The organism is Streptomyces sp. NPDC079141 (genome assembly GCF_040686775.1).
GTDB lineage: Bacteria > Actinomycetota > Actinomycetes > Streptomycetales > Streptomycetaceae > Streptomyces.
Genome location: NZ_JBFBLP010000007.1, coordinates 276,894 through 300,960, shown reverse-complemented (window position 1 = coordinate 300,960; position 24,067 = coordinate 276,894). Strand labels below are relative to the sequence as shown.

The following is a 24,067-nucleotide window of genomic DNA, read 5'->3' as shown; positions in this document are numbered from 1 at the left end:
GCCGGACCGTCGGCCGTGTCAGCCGTGATCGCCGGACTGTAAGCGGTGCCGGACGTGCCGGACGCCGGGCGGTCACCGCACTGCGCGGAACCACACCGCGGGACCGAACCGCGCAGGACCGCACCCCGCGGGACGCACGGCCCCCGGATGATCGAGACCTCCCGGCCCTCCGATTGATCGGGTCGGGTCGGATCCTGATCGCTACAGTCGGCGCATGGTCAGCGACGAGCATCCCGCGTCTTCCGGCACCCGGATCGGCCACCTCCTGAGGCTCGCGCAGATCAGGCTGGCCAGGACGTCCGCCGCGGCGCTGGTTCCCTACGGGGTGGACGGACAGGAGCTGGCCGTGCTGGCGGTGCTGTCGCACGCGCGCCCGTTGTCGCAGGCCGAGGCGGCGGGGCGGCTAGGCGTGGACCGCACCACCATGGTTTCGCTCCTCGACGGACTGGAGGATCACGGCCTGGTGGCGCGAAGACGTAGCCAGCAGGACCGGCGCAAGAACATAGTCGAGCTCACACCGGCGGGGGAGGACTGCCTCCGGCAGGCCGAGCAGGCCCGCGCGGCCGCCGAGCGGCGCTTTCTGTCCCCGCTGGACGAGGAGACCGCGGCAACGCTGATCCGCGCGCTCCGGCTGCTGGCACTGGAGGACCACGTCACCGAGTGACGACGACCTCACTCCTGGTGAAACCTTCCGGCGGACGCTTTCCGGCCCTGCTCACAGGCCCCGACCGCACGGATACGCAGGTGAAACGCACTCCGAAACCTTGGTATTGTTGTCCATGTCGCCGCGGGGAACACCCCCGGCCAGGCGGCAGACACCTAGTCCGGGTGGCGGAATGGCAGACGCGCTAGCTTGAGGTGCTAGTGCCCTTTATCGGGCGTGGGGGTTCAAGTCCCCCCTCGGACACGCGATTACGCACATAGCGGGTTGTGACTGAACAGTCACAACCCGCTTTTGCATGTCATGCGTGAGCTGCAGGCCTTAGGCTCGCTTACAGCGGCGCTTTGCGATCCGGCTCCGCGGCCTGGATCCGGTCGGGAGGCTGCCCAGCGCGATGATCATTTCCCGGATCTGACCGGGCGAGGGCTTCGCGGCGGCTCTCAGCCGCCACTACAAGCTGCTGTCGGGCCGCAGACTTCTCCGCGTGGGCCTCGGCCAGCCATTGGGCCATCGGTGCTGGATCCGCTCCGGCGTACAGCGTTGCCCGGTACTGCGCCGTGCAGCGGGCTCGGTCATGGGCGGAGGGGCCGAGTACGTTGTCGCGGCTGAGGCCCTCGGCAACGGAAGGCCATGCCGCCGCCGCTGTACAGACGCAGTCGCGCGTAGTCGTCGACCGATGGCACGATCTCGCGGTCGATGTTGCCGGCCCGCCAGATCTCGGCCAGGAACCATCCACGGACGGCTTCTGCCCATCGGTCCAGCTGTACGGGACTTGCGCGGCGGGCGAGGCGGGTGTGGAGATCGTGCAAGGCTGCCGGGTAGCGGCTCGCTGCCAGTGGCGTGGTCTCCGGGGTTTCGACGGCGTACAGCAGAAGGCAGAGCACGGCGGCGAGTTCGCCGGGCCGGGCACACGGACATGATTCAGGGGGCGGGTGCGGAACGCGGTCAGCGGCTCGTCCACGACAGCGCAGATCCGCGACACTTGGGACTTGGAGATGTCGTTGTCCCCGCCGAGGGCTTTGACCTGGTCATCGACGCTGCGGGTGGAGACGCCGTGCACGTATGCCTCCATTATTACTGCGTAGAGGGCCTGGTCGATGCGGCGCCGACGCTTGAGCAGGGACGGGAAGCAGCTGCCGGTGCGGACCTTGGGAATCTCCAGGTCGAGGTCGCCGGCCAGCGTGGTCAGCACCTTCTCCCGGTGACCGTTGCGGATGTTGGTCCGCGTCGGCGTGTGCCCGTTCCACTCCGCGCCGACATGCGCGGTCGCCTCGGCCTCGATCAGCTCGGCGATGGCGCGGATGAGCTCGATTCCGTCGGTCGAGCGTAGTGACTCAAGGAGCCGTATCAGCTCAGCTCAGACTGAGACAGGGCCATCGTGCACTTCTCGTAGTCGAACTGGGCGTTTACCAAGGAGAGTTACGCGGTGGCCTGCCTCCTGTTCAGGCTGCCTGTGCAGGCCCTGGTCTCCCACCTCACCGCCCCGTCTGACGACGGCACCCGGACCTCCTACCAGGTCCGGGTGCCGCCCAGGCCGTTCGCCGATGCCGTCAGCCCGAGGTAGGGCCTGCCCCGACCTCAGGGCACCACCACTTCGAGGCGAACGTCGGTCAGTTCCTCTCGCAGGTCGCGGGCCGGGCTGAGGTCGAAGACGGGAACTCCGTCCGTGCCGAAGTGGACCCGGTGCATCGCGGACGAGACCACGCCGTGCCCCACGGGCGAGGCGACCGCGTGGTAGCAGATCCAGGTGTTGCCGTCGTAGTCGGTGAAGAAGGAGTTGTGCCCGGCACCGTAGAGCCCTTCCACCGACCGGTAGTTCAGGACCGGCGTGATCGCCTTGGACCATGCGGAGGCATCCAGGTAGTCACCTCCTCGGGGAATACTCAGCATCCCGATGGAGTAGGTATAGCCTCTGGAGTCTCCACCGGAGTACGTGATGTACACGGTCTCGTCGGTCAGGAACGGGTACGGGCCTTCGTTGTTGATCGTCCCGTGCACGTTCTCCCAGCCGTACAGCGGGCGCGTCAGCACCACCGGTTCGCTGATGAGACGAGTGGGATCAGCCCCGGTCGTCTCCGCGATGCAGACCATGCTGCCCGAGTCCATCGGCGAGCCCAGACCCGTCCGGGACGACCAGACGAGGAAGCACCTCTCGTCAGCCTTGAAGTAGGTCATGTCCAGCGTGATGCCGTCACTGTCGGCCAAGGAGGAGCCGTCGGCCTTCCGGACCGGTACGGGGGTCTCCCAGCTGTCGGCCCGCATGATGTCGCGCCCCTTCTTGAGCCGCATCATGTGGCACTGCGGCCCCCACTCAGTGCCGCTGACAGCGAACAAGATGTAGAGGTCGTTGCCGATCTGGTGGAACTCAGGGGCCCAGAAGGTCTGCACGAAGCCCTTGCTCTCGTCCGCGTCGAGGATCACCTGCTCGCGGAACCCGTCGTCGAACAAGCCGTTGATCGTCTCGGCCTCTCGGACGTAGAAGCCGATGTCGTCCACGTTGTCGTTGGTCGCGATGTAGTAGTACTTCCCTTCCCAAGGCAGAATCACCGGGTCCGCGTACCCGCGCGCCAATGGGAAGGGGCGAACGGGAGTCTGCACCGTGCCGGAGACTTGGTAGGTTCCCGGAGCCGAGAAGTCCACCGCACCGGTGTCCCAGACGACAGACTTGTCGGCCGTGGAACCGTCGGAGTAGACGGCTGTCGCCTTCACCGCGGCCAGTTCCGACAGGGAGGACGCGACGACAGTCTTGGGGACGCGGGTTTCCGTATGTGCCAGGGGCGTCCACCGGTCCCGAACGGCTTGAGCGATCGACGGTTCCACCGCGAGCACATTCCCCGGGTTGATGTCCGTCAGGTTGCAGGGGTCCGCGACCTGCGGGAACCGGGATCCCGGCCGAGGCCCCTTCGACACTCCTCCTGCGAGATCGACAACCTGGTTCTCAAACACGTTTCCGTCGGCGTCTCGCCACAGAAACTCGTACGCACCGACCGCCTCGTCGTACTGACACGCGACGGCATCGACATGCACCCAGTTGTGCAACCGAAGGAGTCCTCGGGATCGGAACTCCGTCAGATCTGTCGACGTCCACACCAGGACACAGCCACGGCTTTCCTCGTCCTGTGCTCCCCGGGGTGCGACACGGACGGCGACCAGCCCGAACCCGCCTTCTCTCGTGCGGAACAGGAAGGGGTTCTTGGCGCCCTTCTCCAGGATCGTGTTGTGCTCGCTCACCGTGGCTTCGGGAAACAAGATCCCGTAGTTCTGGTTGAGCGGCTCAAACGGTGCTCCGTCTTCGCTCAACGCGAGGTGGATGCTGTTGCTCAGCGAGTCCGTGTACTCGTCGAGCGGTGTTCGGGTGTAGACGAGAACTCTGTCTTCCATGACGAACCCGTTCAGTGTCTGGCGCTGATAGATGGTCTCTGGATCCGACTACGGTTTTGGACGGGGGCGACGTGTGGTCGGTCAACATCCCTATGAGGTCGTAACAGGATCATGAGGAGCAGGGCGCGCACGGCCTTGGAGTCGTACGCCATGTCGCTGGGCGCGGCATCGGGGCGTCGGCGGGGACGGCCAGGCGTCCGGCCACCGTTGCCGAGGGTGAGGGCCGCTCCGAGAGGCGAGTGCACGGGAGTTGTCGATGGCCGAGATCGACGCCTGGCTGGGTGCTTCTGCCGTGACCGGAGCCGGGGGTTCAGGCCGGGTCGCCGTAGACGGCCCCCCGTCCGTTGGTGCCGAAGTAGACGCGGCCGTGGATGCGGGGGTCTCCGGTGATGGTGCCGCCCGTCCAGGCGTATTGGTGCCGGTCGTCGTTGATGCGGACCCAGGTCCGGCCCGTGTCGTCGGAACGGAAGATGCCGCGCACGCCGCCGATCTTCGAGCTGGTGAAGATCACGGGGTACGTGGCGCCCGGCGCCGCCTTGCCGAAGCCGACGGCGTCGCCCTGGTCCACCGCCTCGATCCGGGTGAAGGTTGCTCCGGAGTCGGTCGAGCGCCACATGCCGTAGGGCGTGGAGGTCCCGTCCTTGTCGGTGCCGCCGGCCAGCCAGATGTCGCCCTCGTGGCCCGGCACCGCCTTGAACCGCACGTTTCCGTCAGTGGGCAGACCGGTGGCCGCCGTGCGGCCGAAGCTCTCGCCGCCGTCGCTGCTGACGTAGAAGTGACCGGAGGCGTACGCATAGAACTTCGCCGGGTTCACCCGGTCGGAGCGCACCGGCGCCCCCGCCGGCAGCCCCTTCGCGGCGGTCCAGGTCGCACCGTGGTCGTCGGACCAGCTGACCGGTGCCCCGGCCGGTGACCAGACGATCCGTCGGCCGTCGGCCCCGACGGCGACGGCCTGGTCCTCGACACCGGGGCCGGTGAGGCCGGCGGGTTCGCTGCCGGACGGCATCCAGGTGTCGCCGCCGTCGGTGGAGATCGCGAAGTGCTGGGTCCAGCCGCTGGTGGGGCGGCCGACCCGCACAATGGTGTGGGGCGCCAGCTCCGCGTAGTCCAGGGCCGGGGTGAGGTCGAAGGTCGGGGTGTCATACATCTTCGACGCCTTGTTGAGGTCCGTGTGCCGGAAGCCCCCGACGTCCCCGATGCCGGAGAAGAGATGTGCTCGCCCACTCGGCGGGCTGATCAGGCAGAGGACCGCTGTCTCCTCCAACCCCTGGGCCCGCACGGACAGATGGACCGTGCCGCCGCTGTCCCAGTCCGTCAGGTTGTCCGCGCCGTAGATCGTCGCTCCGGTCCCGTACATGAAGTGGCCGGAGTCGAACGGGTCGATCTGGACGGACTCCATCATCCAGCCCAGCTTCGGGGTCAACTCGGGGAGATTCACGGTGGCGTTCCAGGTCAGCCAGGGTGCGTCCGAGATGTCGATGTCGTAGCGCTGCGTGCGCTGTCCGTCCGCGTCCAGGTCCCAGGCACGGGTCCAGGTGGCGCCGCCGTCGGTGGACCGGAAGAGGAGGCAGTCGGGCCACCACTTGACCTGGGTGGACACCAGCAAGGTGTCGGGGTTCTGCCGGTCGATGGTCAGACCGCTGTAGCCGTACTGGTTCTCGTCGCTGGTGGACGGGACCGGGCTGATACGGGTCCAGGAGTCGTCGGCTGTGTCCAGCTTCCACACATCGCCCTTGGAGCCGTCGTACGGTCCCGCGGTGTCGCTGGTGGCGAGATACAGGTAGCCGCCTTCGTGGTCGAACACCGCGTGGTGCGGGATGTACCCGGTGGGCTGGCCGGGGACGCGTTCCCAGGTGGCTCCCGCGTCGGTCGACCGGTACAGGATGTTGTCCTTGTCGGCGACGGTGACGTAGAGGGTCTTGGTGGCTCTGCCCGCTCTGCCGGTGCGCTTGTCGAAGACGACCTGCAGTACGCCCAGGTTGTCGCCGTTGTAGCCGTTGGGGTCGCTCGGGTCGGGGACGAAGGTGCCTACGTTGGGGAAGTTGGCGACCTTCGCGAAGGTCTTGCCGTGGTCGGTGGAGCGCCACAGCCCGTGGCCTCCGCGCACTCCCAGGTAGAGGATCCGGTTGCGGTTCGGGTCGATCACCAGGCGTTCGCCGATGCCGCGGCCGGGCATGTTGCCGCCGAGGCGGAACGGCAGCGGGGTGGTCTGCCAGGTGCGGCCGCGGTCGGTCGAGCGCAGGATCGCCGCCATGTCCGGGTCCCATTCGGGGAGGGTGTAGGTGCCCGCCGCCAAGTAGACGCGATCGGGGTCGACTTCGTCGGTGGCGATGCTGATGATGCCGGTGTGTCCGTACCTGTCCCAGCCGATCCAGTCGGTGAGCGGGATCCACCGCCGGGACTTCGAGTCGAGGCGGTAGGCGCCGCCGATGTCGGTACGGGCGTACACCAGGCCGGGCTCACGCTGGTTGAAGACGATGCCGGTGACGAAGCCGCCGCCGACTATCTCCGCGTTGCGGAAGCGGTACGGCGCTCTGGCCCTTCCGGAGCCGGCGGCGGACGCCGCGGAAGGGGCGAGCACCGGGAGCGCGGCGGCTGCCGCGCCGGCGGCCAGCAGTCCGCGCCGCGAGAGGTGCGGGGTGGGAGGCATGGACGGTCCTGCCTTTCTGATGGGAGTCTTGTCTTGAGGTGCCGGGCCGGTGTGCGCACGAGAAGTGGGTGCCCGGGGCGTCGTCAGGCCAGGTGTTCCGCCATGCCGGACCCCTCCCGCACGAAGATCGGGATACGTTCCAAGGGGGCTTCGGCGTCGAGCGTCGTGCCGCCCTTCAGCACGGCTCCGGAGGCAGGGTCGAGCCAGCCGGTCCCGGACGGCAGATACACCCGGCGGGCCCGGACGCCCGCCTCGTACACGGGCGCCACCAGGACATCGGGGCCCAGAAGGAACTGGTCGTCCACGTCCCAGGCACCCGGGTCCTCGGGGAAGTCGAAGAACAGCGGGCGCATGGGCGGAGCGCCGGTGCGATGGGCGTCCTCGGCGAGGCGGTGCAGGTAGGGGCGCAGGCGCTCCCGCAGCAGCAGATGCCGGCGCAGGATGTCGTACGCCTCCGGCCCGTACGACCAGACCTCGTTCGGACCGGCGGTCATATCGGTGGAGAACGTGGGGTGGTTCGGCTCGCGGTCTCCGTGCAGCCGCATGACCGGACCGAAGGTGCCGTACTGGAACCAGCGGATGAGCAGTTCACGGTAGGCGGGGTCGTCGGGGTCGCCGCCGGCGAAGCCACCGATGTCGGTGTTCCACCAGGGGATGCCGCTCATCGCGACGTTCAGGCCGGCCCTGATCTGGCGCGCCAACGAGTCGAACGTGGTGGGGATGTCGCCGGACCACAGCAGGGCGCCGTGCCGCTGGCTGCCCGCCCAGGCCGACCGGATCAGTGACAAAGGGCGGTCCTCGCCCGCCGCGCGCAGACCGTCGGCCACCGCGCGGGCGTGCTCCAGCGGATAGTGGTTGGCCGCTGCGGCGGCGGGCCCGGCCGCGTACACCGCGCGCTCGGCGAACGCCGGTGGCATGTCGGGCTCGCAGGCGTCCAGCCAGAAGCAACTTACGCCCATGGCACGGTAGTTGTCGTTGAGTCGCTGCCACAGTGCCGCACGGGCGCCGGGGTGTGTGGCGTCGTAGTACGCCATCGGGAGGGTCAGCGCGTCGCCGCCGTGGCGGGAGGGCCAAGGGAAGGTGAGCAGGCCGCCGTCGGCGTCCCTGACGAGGTGCCCGGCCGCGCGCAGTTCGTCGTACGTGTCGCTGCCGGATTCGACCGTCGGCCAGACCGAGACGGCGAGTTTCACCCCGAGCCCTTCCAACTCCTGCGTCATGGCAGCGGGATCGGGCCACTCGGCGGGCTCGAAACGCCAGTCGCCCATGCGCGGCCAGTGGAAGAAGTCGCAGACGATGACGGACAGCGGCAAGCCGCGTTCCTTGTACTGCCGTGCCACCGACAGGAGTTCGTCCTGAGTGCGGTAGCGCAGTTTCGACTGCCAGAAGCCGGACGCCCACTCCGGCAGCAGGGGCGGCCGGCCGGTGGCCTGTGTGTAGGCGTCGAGGATCTGGGCCGGGGTGTCGCCCGCGGTGATCCAGTAGTCGATGCGTCCGCCGGCGTCCGCGGTCCACCGGGTGGCGTCCGCGCCCAGCTCGACCCGGCCGGTGGCGGGGTTGTTCCACAGCAGCCCGTAGCCCCGCGAGGAGTGCAGGAAGGGGACGGCTGCCACGGTGTTGCTCTGGACGAGATCGATCACGCAGCCCTTCTGGTCGAGGCGTCCGTGCAGATGCTGCCCGAGGCCGTGCAGCCGCTCGCCGTCGTAGGCGTCGAAGGACTGCTGCGTACGGCCGCCGGCCGCGAGGACGCGGGAGCCGGTGTGATGGGAGCGCGGGTCGCGCTCGGCGAGGAGTACGCGGCCCGAGGCGACGTGACGGAACGTCAGCCGGCCGTCGGCCGAGGCCTCCACGGCCAGCCGGCCGTTGACCAGACGGGCCGAGCCGTCGTCCGATGCGGACAGGGCGTCAGGGGTGACGGGCGCCGGGCTCTCCAGTGCACCGGGGGCGGCGGGGTCGAGGGTCCCTGCCGTGGCCCGTACGCGTACGGCGTGCGGGCCCCAGGGCTCGATGCGGAGCATCTCCGCCGCGGTGTGGCGCTCCAGGCCGCCCGCACGGATGCTGTAGGACACGGTTTCTCCCTTGTTCGTCTCGGAGGCGGCCCACGCCTGTGAGGTCTCCCGGCCGCGGCAGGGGCCGCGGCGTCGGGATCAGGAGGGGGCACAGACTTCGCACAAAACTTGTTGTGCGCTGGTGGGCGCGGTGAACGCTCAGTCGTCCGCCGGGGACGAGTGGAAGCGGAACGCGGCGAGGCGCAAGCGCCCGCGCAGGATCAAGGTCAGGTCGTGCGGGCCGGGTTCGACGCCGGACAGCTCGGCGGCTACCTCGGTCCACGCGTACCGGTCGCCGGTGACCGGGACCACGATCCGGCCCAAGCTCCGCTCGCCCGCCCGCACTTCCACGCTCGCCTCGCCCTCGGCTTCCTCCTCGCGGGCGACCTCGGCGTCGAAGCGGACCGCACCGGTCAGATCGGCCGAGCGGAACAGCAGCGTCGTGGGGCGGGACGGATCGGAAGGGGCGACCGCGTCGCCCGCGGCCCGGGTGGCGTCGACCAGGACGGCGCGCGTGTGGTCGTCGAAATCGCAGGCGCGCGTGCGGCGGCCGACGACCGTCCGGGGCACGGGTGGTGGCCCGGTCACACGGAGCCCCGCGGCGGCGACGACGTCCCCGGCGGAACGTGCCACCAGTACGTCGTAGTCGCCGGGGTCGACGGTGAAGGTGCCGGTCCCCACGTCCCAGTGGGCGAACTGGTCGGCGGGGAGCCGGAATTCGAGCCGCCTTGTCTCGCCGGGTTCGAGCCGGACCTTGCGGAAGTCGGCGAGGCGCAGCCGGGGCGCCTGGTAACGGGCGTGACGGGGACGGACATAGAGCTGAACGACCACGCTGCCGGGCCGGGACCCGGAGTTGACCGTCGTCACCGAGACGTCTACGGCGCCGTCCTGGGCCATGGTGTGCGCGGAGAGCAGCAGGTCGGAATAGGTGACATCCGCGTACGACACGCCGTGCCCGAACGGGTAGAGCGGCGCGGCGTGGTGGTACTGGTAGGTCCAGCCGGCCTTGATGACGTCGTAGTCGAGCAGGTCCGGCAGCTCGTCGTCGCCGCGGTACCAGGTCTGCGGCAGCCGTCCGGCGGGATCGGCCTCGCCGAGCAGCACGGCGGCCAGCGCATTGCCGGTCTCCTGGCCGCCGTGGGAGGTCCACAGCACGGCGGGCAGATGTGTGTCGGCCCAGTCGACGGCGTAGGGGTAGCTGCTCATGACGACGAGCGCGGTCTCGGGGCGGACCGCGGCGACCGTGCGCAGCAACGCCTCCTGGGCCTCGGGCAGGGCGATTCCCGTACGGTCCTCGGTCTCGCGGCCGTTGATCATCGGGTGGTTGCCGAGGACGACGACGGCCACGTCGGCCGACGCGGCGGCGGCCCGCGCCTCGGCCGTCCCGTCGTGCAGCAGCTCCCGCTGCCAGTGCTCGGCCGCCGCGAGGCCGTCGGCGGTGACGTGCACGCTGCCGTCCGCGGGATCGACCGCGGCGTAGCGGCCGGTGCGCACATGCCGGAGCACCACGACGTCGTCCTCGTCGTCCTCGTCGGCGGGTACGGCCTCCAGGCGGAACGTCTCGTCGACGAACCAGTTCTTGAGCGTCGTCCGGTCGGCGACGAGCGAACCGTCGTCGCAGGAGCGGAGATAGCGGCCGGTACCGGCTTCGCACAGGGTGACCACGCCGTCGCCCCACTCCTGAACGTCGAAGGCGCTCTTGCCCAGGGGATCGCCCGTGGTACGGGAGCGCAGCGCGATCCGGTCGGTGCCCGGCACGCACACCACCTCACCGCCCAGGGGCGCGAGCGCCGCCCGCAGACCGGTCGCGATGCCGACCTCGTACGGCAGAGTGCCGCTGTACCAGTCCTCGTACAGCGCGTCCGCGTGCGGGCCGATGACCGCGATCCGCGCGGCACGGGCCGGGGCGAGCGGCAGCAGGCCGTCGTTCTTGAGCAGCACGACCGACTCCGCCGCCGCACGGCGGGCGAGCGCGCGATGCTCGGGGCAGTCGACCACCTCGGGCCCGATGCCCGCGTACGGGTCAAGGTCGGGGACGAACTCCCCCAGTCGGAAGCGGAGTTGCAGCTGCCGGCGGACCGCGCGGTTCACATCCTCCTCGTCGATCAGGCCGCGCTCCAGCGCCGCGCGCAGCCGGCCGACCACGGTCGCGCTGTCCACTTGGAGGTCGGTGAAGTTGTCGATGCCCGCCTTCAGGGCGGCGGCGTGGCCCTCGGCGTGGTCGTCGAAGTACTCCTCCGGTGTGACGAGGTTGGTCGGCGCACCCTCGTCGCTGACCACGAACAGCTCGTGGCCCGTGGGCCTCGCCCAGGCCCTCAGCTCGCGCTCGAGCAGTGGACTGACGTGGCAGGGACGTCCGTTGACGAGGTTGTAGGCGGCCATGGCGCCGGTGGCCGCGCCGGAGGCGATGACCGGGCGGAAGGCGGCCAGGTCGTACTCGTGCAGTACGCGCGGGCGCAGGCCGGAGGAGGTGGTACTGCGGTCGGTCTCGTTGTTGTTGGCGAGGAAGTGCTTGAGTACGGGAGCGGTCCGCAGGTAGGCGGGGTGATCACCGGTCAGTCCTCGGCAGTACGCGGTGGCGACGCGCGAGGTGTGCAGCGGGTCCTCCGAGTAGCCCTCCTCGTTGCGGCCCCACCTCGGATCGCGCAGCAGGTTCACCACGGGCGACCAGACCTGCAACCCGTTGGGGCCGGGCACGGTCGGGGCGGGCCGATGCTGGTGCAACCCGCGCAGTTCAGCGGAGACGGCTTCGCCGACGGCGTGCACGAGTTCCTCGTCCCAGGTGGCGCCGAGCCCCACGGCCTGGGGGAAGACGGTCGCCCTGCCGAGGCCGGAGACACCGTGCAGCGCCTCCGTTCCGGTGCGGAACGCGGCGATGCCCAGGCGGGGGACGGCGGGCACGTACTGGTGCAGCATGGCGAGCCGCTCGTCGAGCGTGAGCCGTTCCAGCAGGTCGTCGACGCGCTCGTGCAGCGTGAGCGCGGAGTCACGGAAGGGGGGCGTGGCTGCGGATGCGGACGCAGAAGTCACGTGAGGGATTCCTCGGCAGACGGGGCGAGTGGTGGTGGAGAGCATGTGTCGAAGCGCTTCGACGCTGACATTCCTCTCCGTTGCTGTCAATGGTTCGAACCGAGGAAATTTGCCCGGGAGTTGACACGTCATTCTCTCGCTTTCCGCTTGTTCCGGAGAATTGACTCGGTTAGCTTCACTGTTTTAGTGAAGCGCTTCGATTGCGCTATCCCGCGACTCGCTTCCCCACCTCCGCACAAGGGACACCGAAGGACACCATGGACAACGAACAGCGGGACTTCCGCTGGGGTCACAGCGCCCTGCGACTCGACTTCACCGTCGGCGACGACGACCGCGTCCGCCTTGCGCATATGGGTCACCCCGGCGACGTGGGTGGCGGTCCCGGTGCGTCGCTGCCTCTGGTGGAGGGTGACGGCGGCGGGTCACGGGCGCGGCTGGTCGGGCAGCCGTCTGATCGGGACCGCTCTCGGCGGGCGGCTGCGCCACCGGTCCCACCGCGCGGCCCGCGACGGCGACTGGCACACACTGACCGTTGAACTCCACGACCCGGAGACCGGGTTGGTCGCAGAGGTGACCTACCGCTCGCCCGACGGAATCCCCGTGCTGCGCAGCGAGCTGGTCCTGCGCAACGAAGGCCGGACCACGCTGCATCTGGAGTCGGTCAGCTCGCTCGTGGTGGGCGGCCTCACGGCGGCGCTCGACGCCGCCGACCTGCTGTGGGCGGACAACGACTGGCTCGCCGAGTGCCGCTGGCAGCGGCAGCCGATGCGCCACACCACACCCGGCGTCAGCGGACGGCAGGTGCAGTACGGACACGGCAAGGCCGGCTTCGCCCTCAACGGCCAGGGCACCTGGTCCAGTTGCGGACATCTGCCGATGGGCGGACTGACGGACCGGCATACCGGCCGCAGCTGGGTGTGGCAGATCGAGCACAACGGCGGCGGCTGGCGCTGGGAGTGCCAGGAACACGAACGGGCCGCGTACACGGCCATGTTCGGGCCCACCGACACCCACCACGGCTGGCGCCACCGACTGGAGCCGGGCGCCGAGTTCCGTACCGTACCGGCCGCGCTGTCCTTCAGCTCCGACGGCGGCCCGGACGCCGCGTTCGCCGCGCTGACCCGCTACCGCCGCGTCCAGCGCCGCCCGCACGCCGACCACCAACGGCTGCCCGTCGTCTTCAACGACTACATGAACTGCCTGATGGGCGACCCCACCACCGAGAAACTGCTGCCGCACATCGACGCGGCGGCGAAGGCCGGCGCCGAGTACTTCGTCATCGACGCGGGCTGGTACGACGACGGTGCCGACTGGTGGACCTCGGTCGGCGCCTGGGAGCCGTCGGCCTCCCGCTTCCCCGGCGAGAAGGGCATCCGCGAGGTCCTCGACCGCATCCGGGAGCGCGGCATGGTCCCCGGCCTGTGGCTGGAGCCGGAAGTCATCGGTGTCGACAGCCCCATGGCCAAGTCCCTGCCCGACGAGGCGTTCTTCCGCCGCGACGGCGTCCGTCTCACCGAAGTCGGCCGGCACCATCTGGACCTGCGCCACCCGGCCGCCCGCGCCCATCTCGACCGGGTCGTGGACCGCCTGGTGGGCGAGTGGGGCGTCGGCTATCTCAAGCTCGACCACAACATCGACCCCGGCTCCGGCACCAGCGCCCACCCCGGCGAAAGCCCCGGCGCAGGACTACTCGGCCACAACCGGGCCCAACTGGACTGGCTTGACGGCATCCTGGACCGCCACCCGCACCTGGTGGTGGAGAACTGCGCCTCGGGCGGCATGCGCTGGGACCACGCCCTGCTGTCACGGCTGCACCTGCAGTCCACCAGCGACCAGCAGAACCTGCAGCTCTACGCGCCCATCGCGGCCTCCGCACCCACCGCCGTCACCCCCGAACAGGGCGCCGTATGGGCCTATCCGCAGCCCGGAGACTCCCTCGACGAGGTCGCCTTCACCATGACGAGCGCCCTCCTCGGCCGCATCCACCTCTCCGGCCACCTGCCGGAGTTGGCGCCCGAAGCCCGCACCCTGGTCCACGAAGCAGTCGCCGTATACAAAGCGATCCGCGCCGACCTGCCCAAGGCCATACCGTCCTGGCCGCTCGGCCTCCCCGCCTGGGACGACTTCTGGATCGCCCTGGCCCTGCACACCCCCACCACCACCTACCTCACCATCTGGCGCCGACCAGGCGGCGAGGCCACCACCACCCTCCGGCTGCCCCAACTGGCAGGCGGCGCGGCCCATGCCGAGGTGCTGTACCCCGCCTCCAGTCAGGCAGTTGCCGTCTGGGACCCGGACACCGCAGACCTCACCGTGACCCTGCCCACCGCGCCTTCCGCGGCACTGCTCCGCATCACCCGCACGACGCCGGAGGCCTGAGAGCCTGTCTCCTGCTGGCAGAGCGCAGTGCGCGGCGGGGCCGGCGATCGCGTCATCCGTGATCGCCGGCCCCGCCGTAGCGCCTTCCTCCGCCCTGTTTCTCGGCGTCACCCCTTGATGGCGCCCGTGAGCATGCCCTTCTTGAAGTGCCGTTGGACGAACGGGGAGACGACGGCGACAGGGGTCAGAGCGAGGACCATGACGGCCATCTGCAGGCCCAGTGCCGAGAGTTGGCCTGTGTGGACCGCTTGCGCGAGACCTGTCGGCGCCTCCGTGTTCTTCTGGATCAGCTGGATGAGCACGTTCTGCAGCGGCATCATCTGCTGGTCGGAGAGGTGGATGGAGGCGTTGAACCAGGCGCTCCAGTAGCCGACCGCGTAGAACAGGGAGATGACGGCCAGCACCGCCCGGGACAGCGGTAGGACGATGGTCAGCAGGATGCGCAGGTCGCCGGCGCCGTCGATGCGGGCGGACTCGGTGAGTTCGGGGGGGGATGCCCATGAAGAAGGCCCGCAGCACCAGGATGTTGAAGACGCTGACGGCGCTCGGCAGGATCAGTGACAGGTAGGTGTCCGTGAGGCCGAGTGTCTGCACGAGCAGATACGTGGGGATCAGCCCGGCTCCGAAGAACATGGTGGCCATCATGGCCGCCAGGAAGACCCGGTGCCCCAGGCTGCCGGGTGGTTCTGCAGGGTCTGGGCGATGATGACCGTGCCACCGAAGACCTGCTGGAAGACGGTGACCACGAGGACCCGCGAGAAGAAGTGCGGCAGATACATGATCGCTTGCGCCACGGCCCGCACCCGGGGCCGGACCACGCTGTTGATGACCAGCGCGAGCACGATGGGGACCGGGAAGAACAGCACCAGTTGGAGCAGGAACAGCACAAGGGTGTTCTGCACGGAGTCCCAGAGCGGCGGGTCGTCGAGCATCCGCGAGAACTGTTCCATGCCGACCCAGGGGCTGTGGAAGATGGCCGTGATGCCGTTGCCCGCGGCGTACGGGTCGTCGTCCTGGAAGGCGATGACGTCGGCGAGCAGCGGAACGTAGTTGAAGACCAGGAGAAGGCCGAGGACGGGCAGCGTCATCAGGATCAGCGCGCGGTCACGGCGCAACCGGACCCGGAAGGGCACCCTGCCGGTGCGGCGGGCCTTGCCCGGTACGTGGCGGGTGAGGACGGCCGTGCCGGCCGCGGCCACCGGCTCCTCGACGGCCGAGGCCGGACGCGTCCCGTCCGGCCTGCTCCCCGCTGTGAGGGACATCAGCGACCACTGCCGTTCTTCTCCAGCAGCATCTTGTACCAGTCGCGCAGTTTGTCGCCGCCGGAGGTCTTCCACGTCGAGATGGCCTGCTGCACGTCGGACAGCTCCTTGTTGCCGTGCACGAAGTCGATCTCGAGCTGCTCGAACGGGGTGGAGATGTTGGCGTAGCGGCGCGGTTCGATGATGTTCATGCCGTACGTGGACGTCTTCTTGATGAAGGCGCCCTGGCGCTGTTGCCACTCGACCTGCTTGCGGGTGATGTCGGGGTGAGCTAGGTAGGGCGCCGGGGTCGCGAGCATCACCCAGGCGTTGTTCACCTCCTGAATTCCCTGGTCGTTCTTGACCGGAACGTCGCCCTCGATGGAGTAGTGGGTGCCTTCGACGCCGTAGTCGACGTACATCCGCTCCTTGGTGCCGTACGGGGCTGCCGCGAAGTTGGCGGCGGCCAGTACAGGGTCGGGTCGCCGCCGTCGGCGGCGAAGTAGTCCATGCCGTCGATCTCGAACTCCGGGTTGGCCTTGGCCTGTTCTGCGGTCTTGCCGTACCAGGCGGACATGTCGCCGTTGAAGACCAGGATCTGCCCGGCGGTGAACCGCTGGGTCGGGTCACCGGTGTTGGCTTTGTCGTCGGGGTGGACGACGCCCACCGCATGTCGGCGCAGGCCCACACCTTGGTCTTGGCGCTGGTGGCCTCCTTGGCCCAGCTGAGGAACTCATCGGCCGACTTGGGGACGGTGTAGCCCTTCTTGTCGAAGATGTCCTTGCGGTAGTACGGAACGATGCCGGGCACGGGGGCGCCGGATATCGGGATGCCGCGCAGTGCGCCGCCGAAGATGCTCATGCGCCAGGCGTCGGACGGGATCGCGGCGAGGTTGGGGTACTTCTTGACCTTGTCGCCCGCCAGGTAGGGGCCGAGGTCCATGAACTTCGCGATGACGGCGTTGGGGATCTTGCCGGTCAGCTCCCAGCTGGGCACTACCACCATGTCCGGTATGGAGCTGGAGGCGAGGACGGCGCCGAGCTTCTGGCCGTAGGTGGTGCCGTCCTGGTTCTTCCAGGTGATCTTGGTGCCCGCAGCCTTGTCGAGTTCCGTGTAGTAGGCGCAGTCCGGCTTCGGCGCGTCCCCCAGAGCGGAGCCGTGATCTTGAAGGGGGCGCCGGTTCCGAGCTTGTCCGGGACCGAGACGGCGAGGTCGATCCTGCCGGTGTACCCGGCCGCCGAGCCGTTCTTCAAGTGACGCCCTCTGGGGTGCACAAGAGATTTCGCCTTAGTCTCTTCGAAAAGGCAGAAACGGGGATACGCGCGCAGGCGGGGTTTCTATTTGGCGGCATCAAAAGCGGCGCCTCGTCGGATTAGGTCGATATCGAAGCGCTTCGACAAAGCATGGAATTGTGGCACGAGTGTGCCTGCGCGGAAGGTGGCGCGAGAGTCGGCGTGCGCGTGATGGCACACCCGACGACTTCACTCAGCCTGAAGCGACCCTGGCGGCGCGTGCTCCGGGGCCGGCCGCCGCAGCCCGTGGGCGTCGCGCCGGTGTCGGGGCGTGGCCCAGGACGTAGCTCTGGATGACGGTGGCCGCCGCGCCACGGGCCCAGTGGGCGAAGTTGTTGTGGCGGACGTCCACGTCGACAGGGGCGGCATCCGGGACGCGGTCGGCCCGGATGCCCTCGTCCATGGCGGGACGGGCGGCTTCCGCCAGACGTACGGCTTCGCCGGTGACCACGATCTTCTGTACCAGCGCGAAGTTGGCGACCGCGGCCAGCAGGCGGCCGAGAGCGCGACCGGAGGCGGTGACCACGGCCGTGGCGACGGGTTCGCCGCCGGCTGCGAGGTCGAGGCACTCGTCGTAGGTCACCGGACGGCGCAGTCCTACGGAGACGGCGGAGCGGATGGAGGCGACGGAGAGCATCGCCGTGGCGCAGCCTCGGTGTCCCCGCGGGCAGAGCGGGCCCATCGGGTCGAGGGGGTGGTGCCCGAGCAGCCCGGCACCGACGTCAGGGATGTCGACGATGGTGTCGTGCATGACCAGGCCGTAGCCGACGCCCTCGCCGATGGCGACGACCGCGAAACGGTCATGACCGCGTGCCGCGCCGAACCAGTGCTCGGCCCGGGTGAGCGCCAGAAGGTCGTTGTCGACGGTGACGGAACCGTCGAACGCGTCCTGGAGGAGGCTGCCGAGGGGAACGGCCGTGGTCCATTGCAGAAACGGCGCGTCGGTCACCGTCGTATGGTCGACGACTCGCCCTCCGAGACTCACGCCCAATCCACTCACCTGCGCATGCCCGGGGGTGAGCTCCTGTGCCAGCTCGATGACGGTCGCCACGACGGAGGCGGGGTCCCGGCCGGTCAGAGGTCTGCGGCTGGAGGCCACCACCTCGGCGCGCATCGTGGTGAGGACGGCGTGGACGTCGTCGCCGGTCACCTTGGCGCCGATGAAGTGGTGGGCGGTGGGGTTGACGTCGAGCGGGCGAGTCCGGCGCAGGCTCCCGGACTCGGGGGCACCGTTGGTGTCCACCTCCACGAGTAGACCGCTGTCGACCAGCGGCTTGGCCAGCCGGGTGAGGCTGCCGGCCGACAGGTCGAGGCGACGGGCGATCTCGCCGCGGGGCAGGGGGCCGCTCAGCAGCACTTCCAGGGCGACCGCGCGGGTCGACGGAGCGGTGGTGGCGTCCACGGGTGGCCCTCCCCAGGGTCGGCATGCGCGGCAGGCGCTCGGCTGGCAGGGTCAGCATTCCACGCAACCGCGATTACTTCCATGGCGGAAGCATGATTGCCTGAATCTTGCGAGCATGCCCTAGAAGGCGGGGTGACTTCGAGGAACTTCCGCCTCGACACTTTTGTTGTGAAAGTGTCGGTGGCTCGGCGGGCGCGCCCGGATCCCGGCACGAGGCCGCAGGTCGTGGCACGTTGCTGGACGCCCAGCGGTACCCCGCCGCATGGTTGGTACGGCTCTACCACGAACGCTGGGAGCGCGAGGGCGGGCAGGACGTGGTCCTCGCGGACGTAGGCGTTCGGGGCCCGCCGGGCGGTGGGTGCGGTGACGCTGGTGTGGCCGTGCCGGCACCGGTAGGCGGGTCGGCGGGCCCAGCACGATTCCATGCGGCGTGCGTAGGCGCGGTTGGGGTGCGGGCCGGCGTCCACCAGGCGGTAGCCGTAAGGCGGGCCGCTCGGTGCATGGCCGTCATGAGGCGTCGAAGAGGTGGGCGGGCATGGGCTGTGGTTCGCGGTAGCGCGGGGTGAAGCCCATGTGGGGCAGAAGGTGCTGCTCGATGTCGATGCCGGGGGCGAGCTCGGTGAGTTCGAGGCCGTCGTGGGTGAGGCGGAAGACGGCGCGTTCGGTGACGTAGAGGACGTCCTGGCCGCGGGCGAGGGCCTGTGGGCCGGAGAAGGTGGCTTCGGTGACGCGGTGTACGAACTTGGCGGTGTCGCCCTCTCGTTGGATGTGCAGGCGTCCGTCGCGGGCCTTCACCCGGGCTCCCCCGGTGGTGAAGTGGCCGCAGAAGATGACGCGCCGGGCGTTCTGTGAGATGTCCACGAAGCCGCCGGGGCCGATGATGCCAGGCCCCAGCCGGTGGACATTGACCGAGCCGGCGGCGTCGACCTGGCCGAGGCCGAGGAAGGCGGCGTCGAGGATCCCGGCGGCATACAGGTCGAACTGGCTGGGGGAAGACAGCGTCACCTCCTGGCCTCGGCAGGTGCCGAACATGGCGCCGGTCAGCGGCATGCCGCCGGTGTGTCCCTGCTCGACGCTGAAGGTGATCTCGCCGGTGCGGCGCTGTTCGGCGAGGGCGTCGGCGACCTCACTGGAGACTCCGAAGCCGAGGTTGATGAGCTGGCCGGGCTGCACCTCAAGTGCGGCGCGACGAGCGATGAGGCGGCGGATCGGGCAGGTGGGCGGGGTGGGTTCCGGCTCGGCGGCGACGGGGGTGCGGCCGTACAGCGCCGGGTCGTATCCGCCCAGATATGTCTGCTGCTGGTCTGGGCAGAGGGTGACCGTGTCGACGAGGTGTCGCGGGATGTGGACGTCGCCGGGTGGGAGGGGGTCGGGGAGGCGCTCGCGGACCTGAGCCAGGACGACGCCGCCGCAGGCACGGGCGGCCTGCGCCACGGCGAGCGCGTCGAGCTGGGCGGCCTCCTCGCGCAGTGTGATGTTGCCGTGCGGGTCGACGGCGGTGCCACGCACGAACGCGGCGTGCACGGGGAAGGGTTTGTAGCGCAAGTGAGTGGTGCCGTGCCGTCGAGATCGAGGAGCTCGACGAGCGGTTCGGTGGCGCTCTTGTTGGCGCGGCCGCCGCCGTGGCGTGGGTCGGCGAAGGTGCCGAGACCGGTGGTGGTGATCAGGCCGGGGCGGCGGGCGCCGATCTCGCGGAGCAGAAGGCTGACCACGCCGGCGGGCAGCACGTATGCCTGGATCTCTTCGTCGGCCGCCATTCACGCCGAGGTGTCGTGCCAGCGCCCAGACATTGCCGAACCCGAAGAGGAAGGCGAGACCGACAACTGCCGTCATGATCACTGTCACGGCGTGGAGCGTGAATCGTTGCTCGAAGGCGGTGGCCGGGGGTGTGCCACGTGACTTCGTTCGGGCGATCATTTAGCCGACCTCCAGCCATATCTGCTGGTGGAGGGCGTGTGACCAAATGGTGTGTCGGTCTCGGACACAGACCGCGTTTCGTCGGCACTCGGGCCCCCGCCGCATCACCGGCCCGCGGCCGATCCGCAGGCCCCGCTACGGCCGCCCGGCTCCGGGGCATGGCCAAACCGGACAGTTCGGCCAGGTAATCTGAGGGCATGGCTTCCTCGACCGGCGCAGACTCCACCCGTGATCGCATCGTCGCCGCGGCGCGGGCGGAGTTCTCCCGGTACGGGATCGCGGGCGCGCGGATCGACCGGATCGCCAAGGCCGCGAAGACCAGCAAGGAACGCCTCTACGTCTACTTCCGCAGCAAGGAGGCCCTCTACCGGTTCGTCGCCGGGGAGGAGCTGGCCGCGGTGGCCGAGGCGACCCGTCTGGACACCGCCGATCTGCCCGAGTACGCGGGGCGGGTCCACGACTACTTCCAGCGTCACCCCGACCGCTACCGGCTCATGAGCTGGGGCCGGCTGGAATTCGCGGGTACCGACGCCGACGACGCCACCCGCGAAACTGTGCGGCACAAGGCCGAGCAGGTGCGCAAGGCGCAGGAGGCCGGCCATCTGGATCCCACCTGGGACCCCATCGACATCCTCGTCTTCGTCAACCAGATCGCCATGGCCTGGGCCGGGCAGCTCGACCTCGTCGAGGCGGCCGCCGACCAGGTCCGTGACCCCTCCCCGGCAGCCCGCCGCGCAGCCGTCGTCACCGCGGTGCAGCGACTCTTCCCCGCCGCTGCCGGGAAGTCCGACGACGCCGACGACTCCTGACCTGCTGATCAGGAGCCGCCGGCGCCGCCTGACCCGGTGATCAGGCCCGTACGAGCCGGGCGATGGCCTGCGATGCCTCGCTGACCTTGGTTCGTGCGTGTTCGCCGCCCTCGACGAGGGCCTCCGACACACAGCCGTTGAGGTGCTCCTCGACGAGAACCAGGGCGCACGACTGGAGCGCGGCGGTGGTGGCGGCGACCTGGGTGAGGACGTCGATGCAGTAGGTGTCCTCCTCGACCATCCGCTGCAGTCCTCGCACCTGGCCCTCGATGCGGCGCAGCCTTCGGACGATGTCGGCCCGTTCGGTGTGGTGTCCGGCCATGACGGCCTCCTGTCAGGCGGCCAGGCGGCCGGAGTAGTCGTAGCCCGCGTCGTCGACGGTCTCGGCGATCAGTGCGTCGAGCGCCTCGTCGGGTTCGGCGGCGGTCGTCACCGTGACCAGCCCGGTGCCGATCTCGACGTCGACCGTGCTGATCCCGTCCAGGCCGCCGACGGCCTTCGCGACGATGGCCTGGCAGTGGGCGCTGCCGACGCCCTCGACCTTGTAGGTGGTCTTGATCTGGGCGCTGGTGTGGCTGTTCGACATGGGGATCTCCACTTCTCCGCGATTCGGTGCCATCAATACCCCTGGGGGGTATCTGCGACGACTCCATGTATACCCCCCTCCCGTATTCGACGCAAGGGAAGATCTCTCTTGACTTGATACCCCCAGGGGGTATGTTGATGTGCATCGCCGCACCGCACCGACGAGCGGCATGAAGAAGAGGAGCGAGTCATGAACGCCGGTCACGAGGGACACGCGGGACACAAGGGACACGAAGGCGCCGGTCACCACCACGCGCCGGCAGGCCTGGAGATCTCACAGGGCGGCTACACCCTCGCCCTGCAGACCACACGCCTTGAAGCCGACGAGAAGAGCGAGCTGCGCTTCGCCGTTGTCGAGGACAGCACCGGCCGTAACGTCACCGCGTACCAGCGCGCACACGGCAAGGAACTGCACCTCATCCTCGCCTCCCGCGACCTGACCGTTTACCGCCATCTGCACCCCACCCGGGCCGCCGGCGGCACCTGGTCCACCCCCGTGCACCTCCCCAAGGCCGGCGGCTACCGTGTCTTCGCCGACTTCAGTCCCGAGGGAGGCGAGGCGCTCATCCTCGGCGCGGACCTCTCGGCCTCGGGAGCGCCCGAACTCGCCGCCCTGCCGGAGCACAACACCACGGCCAGGGTGGACGGTTACGAGGTGCGGCTCGACGGGAGTCTGACCGCAGGCCGGCCCAGCGAGCTGACGCTGACGGTGGCCAAGGACGGCAAGCCGGTCCTGGACCTTGAGCCGTACCTGGGTGCTTACGGCCACCTCGTCGCCCTGCGCTTCGGCGACCTCGCCTACCTGCACGTCCACCCCAACGGCGAACCCGGCGACGGCAGGACCTTGCCCGGCCCCGAGGTCTCCTTCACGGCCACCGCGCCCACCGCCGGCGCCTATCGACTGTTCCTGGATTTCCAGCACGAGGGCGAGGTGCGGACGGCAGCCTTCACGGTCCACGCGGGCGGTACGGCGGACCACACCGGGCACGCGCACTGAGGCGCGTCGGCAGCGGAACGGGCCGCAGCCGACCCAAAGTCCACCACCCCACGGGACCAACGTCCGCCCGAAGAGCCAACCAAGGGCTCTGACCTCGCCCTTCTCCCGGGCGGAGCCTGAAGAGGCAAGGACCTGCAAGGACAGGCCTCCTCCTCACCACCGGGAACCGTCATGCCTGCCGTACAAGAAGCGACGACCGCGGTCGCGGGGCGGTCGTACGACCTCGCCCAGTACCGGCCCGGCCGGGACATCACCGACTGGGAGCCCGAGAACGAGCTCTTCTGGAACTCCGTGGGCAAGCGCGTCGCCCAGCGCAACCTGTGGATCGCCGTCCCCGCCCTCCTCGTGGCCTTCGTCGTCTGGCAGGTGTGGAGTGTCACCGCCACCAACCTCGCGGACGTGGGTTTCGCCTTCACTACCTCGCAGCTGTTCTGGCTGACCGCGATCCCGGGTCTGACGGGCGGTACGGCCCGGATCCTCTACACCTTCCTCGGGCCGAGGATCGGCCAGCGCACCTTCACCTCGCTGTCCACGCTCGTGCTGATCGTGCCGCTGATCTGGCTGGGCTACGCGATCCAGGACACTTCCACCTCCTTCACCGAGATGGCGGCGATCGCGGCCCTGTGCGGCATCGGCGGAGCGAACTTCTCCTCCTCGCTCGCCAACATCGGCTTCTTCTTCCCCAAGCGCGAGAAGGGCAACGCCACCGGCATCAACGGCGGCCTCGGCAACCTGGGTGTCTCCGTCGTCCAGCTGCTCACCCCGATCGTCATCACCAGCTCGGTCATCGCGATCGGCTCGGGCCGGGCGAACACGAAGACCGGCGAGACGGTCTACCTCCAGAACGCGGCCTTCGTCTGGGTCCCGGTCCTGGTGATCCTGGCGGCCATCGCCTGGCGCGGCCAGAACAACCTCAGGACGGCCTCCACCTCCTTCCGCCAGCAGAAGATCATCTTCCGTCGCAAGCACACCTGGCTGATGACCTGGCTGTACGTCGGCACCTTCGGCTCCTTCATCGGCTTCGCGGCCGCCCTGCCGATGCTGATCAAGACCACGTTCCCGGCGTACTCCGTCGCCACCTACGCCTGGATGGGCCCGGCCCTCGGCGCCCTGGCCCGCTGGGCGGGCGGCTGGATCGCCGACAAGCTGGGCGGCGCCCGCGTCACGATCCTGTCCTTCGTGGGCATGGCGGCCTCGATCATCGGCGTGATCAACTTCCTGCCCGGCGGCGGCGGCGACGGCGGCAACTTCGCCGGGTTCTTCCTCTGCTTCCTGGCCGCGTTCTTCTTCTCCGGCATCGGCAACGGATCGACCTTCCGCCAGATCCCGGTGATCTTCCGCAACCAGCACCTCAAGGGCCTGACCGAGGGCACCCCCGAATACACCAAGGCGCTGAAGCAGACCGAGATGGAGGCCGGCGCCGTCACCGGCTTCACCGCCGCGATCGCCGCGTACGGCTTCTTCTTCATCCCGGCCCTGTTCGCGAACTTCGCCGTCACCAGCGCGATGTGGGGCTTCGTGATCTTCTACGCCACTTGCGTCGCGATCACCTGGTGGCACTACGCCCGCAAGGGCGCGGAGTCGCCGAGCTGAGCGGCGCGGACAGCGTCGGCAGCGGGAAGGACCGGGCGGTCGACCGCCCGGCCCTTCCCGCGTACGTCGAACGGAACGCGCCGGC

Annotated in this window: 14 protein-coding genes, 1 tRNA gene and 5 pseudogenes; 7 read left to right on the top strand and 13 right to left on the bottom strand. The window is 69.3% G+C overall.

Features of this window, described 5'->3' with window-relative positions; translation table 11 throughout:
* Nucleotides 1-214 precede the first annotated feature (214 nt).
* Nucleotides 215-664: a MarR family transcriptional regulator gene (locus tag AB0Q90_RS21625; RefSeq protein WP_363159848.1), complete on the top strand. Its 450-nt coding sequence runs from the start codon at nt 215-217 to the stop codon at nt 662-664.
* A 158-nt stretch (nt 665-822) separates the two neighbouring features.
* Nucleotides 823-907 (top strand) — tRNA-Leu (locus tag AB0Q90_RS21620).
* 326 nt (nt 908-1,233) lie between these two features.
* Here AB0Q90_RS21620 and AB0Q90_RS21615 read toward each other — a convergent pair.
* Nucleotides 1,234-1,545 (bottom strand): terpene synthase family protein, encoded by a 312-nt coding sequence (locus tag AB0Q90_RS21615; RefSeq protein ID WP_363160081.1) that lies wholly within the window; start codon nt 1,543-1,545, stop codon nt 1,234-1,236.
* Nucleotides 1,546-1,628: 83 nt separating this feature from the next.
* A pseudogene (locus AB0Q90_RS21610) lies at nt 1,629-2,038 on the bottom strand (transposase); the annotation flags it as partial.
* Between the two features lie 49 nt (nt 2,039-2,087).
* Between AB0Q90_RS21610 and AB0Q90_RS21605 the strand changes: the two are divergent.
* Nucleotides 2,088-2,225, top strand: coding sequence for a hypothetical protein (locus AB0Q90_RS21605; RefSeq protein ID WP_363159849.1), 138 nt, complete (start codon nt 2,088-2,090; stop codon nt 2,223-2,225).
* Between the two features lie 14 nt (nt 2,226-2,239).
* Here AB0Q90_RS21605 and AB0Q90_RS21600 read toward each other — a convergent pair whose 3' ends face one another.
* From AB0Q90_RS21600 to AB0Q90_RS21585, 4 genes are all read right to left on the bottom strand, one after another.
* Nucleotides 2,240-4,042, bottom strand: coding sequence for a family 43 glycosylhydrolase (locus tag AB0Q90_RS21600; RefSeq protein ID WP_363159850.1), 1,803 nt, complete (start codon nt 4,040-4,042; stop codon nt 2,240-2,242).
* Nucleotides 4,043-4,352: 310 nt separating this feature from the next.
* Nucleotides 4,353-6,692, bottom strand: a complete 2,340-nt coding sequence (locus tag AB0Q90_RS21595) for a xyloglucanase (RefSeq protein WP_363159851.1) — start codon at nt 6,690-6,692, stop codon at nt 4,353-4,355.
* An 83-nt stretch (nt 6,693-6,775) separates the two neighbouring features.
* Nucleotides 6,776-8,758 carry a TIM-barrel domain-containing protein gene (locus AB0Q90_RS21590; protein ID WP_363159852.1) on the bottom strand — a complete coding sequence of 661 codons (1,983 nt, stop codon included), beginning with the start codon at nt 8,756-8,758 and terminating at the stop codon, nt 6,776-6,778.
* Between the two features lie 138 nt (nt 8,759-8,896).
* Nucleotides 8,897-11,812 (bottom strand): glycoside hydrolase family 3 C-terminal domain-containing protein, encoded by a 2,916-nt coding sequence (locus AB0Q90_RS21585; protein WP_363159853.1) that lies wholly within the window; start codon nt 11,810-11,812, stop codon nt 8,897-8,899.
* A 212-nt stretch (nt 11,813-12,024) separates the two neighbouring features.
* Here AB0Q90_RS21585 and AB0Q90_RS21580 point away from each other — a divergent pair.
* Nucleotides 12,025-14,146, top strand: a pseudogene (locus tag AB0Q90_RS21580) (alpha-galactosidase).
* 107 nt (nt 14,147-14,253) lie between these two features.
* Here AB0Q90_RS21580 and AB0Q90_RS21575 read toward each other — a convergent pair.
* The 5 genes and pseudogenes from AB0Q90_RS21575 to AB0Q90_RS21555 all read right to left on the bottom strand — a co-directional run.
* A pseudogene (locus tag AB0Q90_RS21575) lies at nt 14,254-14,824 on the bottom strand (carbohydrate ABC transporter permease); the annotation flags it as partial.
* An 8-nt stretch (nt 14,825-14,832) separates the two neighbouring features.
* Nucleotides 14,833-15,408, bottom strand: a pseudogene (locus tag AB0Q90_RS21570) (sugar ABC transporter permease); the annotation flags it as partial.
* Nucleotides 15,408-16,637 (bottom strand): annotated as a pseudogene (locus AB0Q90_RS21565) (extracellular solute-binding protein); the annotation flags it as partial. The pseudogenes AB0Q90_RS21565 and AB0Q90_RS21570, both read right to left, overlap by 1 nt.
* Before the next feature lie 235 nt (nt 16,638-16,872).
* The gene (locus tag AB0Q90_RS21560) at nt 16,873-18,081 is read right to left on the bottom strand and encodes an ROK family transcriptional regulator (protein WP_363159854.1); all 1,209 of its coding nucleotides are present in this window, start codon (nt 18,079-18,081) and stop codon (nt 16,873-16,875) included.
* Nucleotides 18,082-18,588: 507 nt separating this feature from the next.
* Nucleotides 18,589-19,605 (bottom strand): hypothetical protein, encoded by a 1,017-nt coding sequence (locus AB0Q90_RS21555; RefSeq protein ID WP_365733474.1) that lies wholly within the window; start codon nt 19,603-19,605, stop codon nt 18,589-18,591.
* A 590-nt stretch (nt 19,606-20,195) separates the two neighbouring features.
* On the opposite strand from AB0Q90_RS21555, the gene AB0Q90_RS21550 reads away from it, so the two are divergent.
* The gene (locus AB0Q90_RS21550) at nt 20,196-20,807 is read left to right on the top strand and encodes a TetR family transcriptional regulator (RefSeq protein WP_363159856.1); all 612 of its coding nucleotides are present in this window, start codon (nt 20,196-20,198) and stop codon (nt 20,805-20,807) included.
* 40 nt (nt 20,808-20,847) lie between these two features.
* Here the strand turns inward: AB0Q90_RS21550 and AB0Q90_RS21545 are convergent, their stop codons facing one another.
* Both AB0Q90_RS21545 and AB0Q90_RS21540 read right to left on the bottom strand, forming a co-directional pair.
* Nucleotides 20,848-21,129 (bottom strand): metal-sensitive transcriptional regulator, encoded by a 282-nt coding sequence (locus AB0Q90_RS21545; RefSeq protein WP_363159857.1) that lies wholly within the window; start codon nt 21,127-21,129, stop codon nt 20,848-20,850.
* A 12-nt stretch (nt 21,130-21,141) separates the two neighbouring features.
* On the bottom strand, nt 21,142-21,393 hold the full coding sequence (locus tag AB0Q90_RS21540) for a cation transporter (RefSeq protein ID WP_363159858.1): 252 nt from the start codon (nt 21,391-21,393) through the stop codon (nt 21,142-21,144).
* Between the two features lie 189 nt (nt 21,394-21,582).
* On the opposite strand from AB0Q90_RS21540, the gene AB0Q90_RS21535 reads away from it, so the two are divergent.
* On the top strand, nt 21,583-22,389 hold the full coding sequence (locus tag AB0Q90_RS21535) for a hypothetical protein (RefSeq protein WP_363159859.1): 807 nt from the start codon (nt 21,583-21,585) through the stop codon (nt 22,387-22,389).
* A gap of 171 nt (nt 22,390-22,560) precedes the next feature.
* Nucleotides 22,561-23,982 (top strand): MFS transporter, encoded by a 1,422-nt coding sequence (locus tag AB0Q90_RS21530; protein WP_363159860.1) that lies wholly within the window; start codon nt 22,561-22,563, stop codon nt 23,980-23,982.
* The last annotated feature ends 85 nt before the right edge of the window (nt 23,983-24,067 follow it).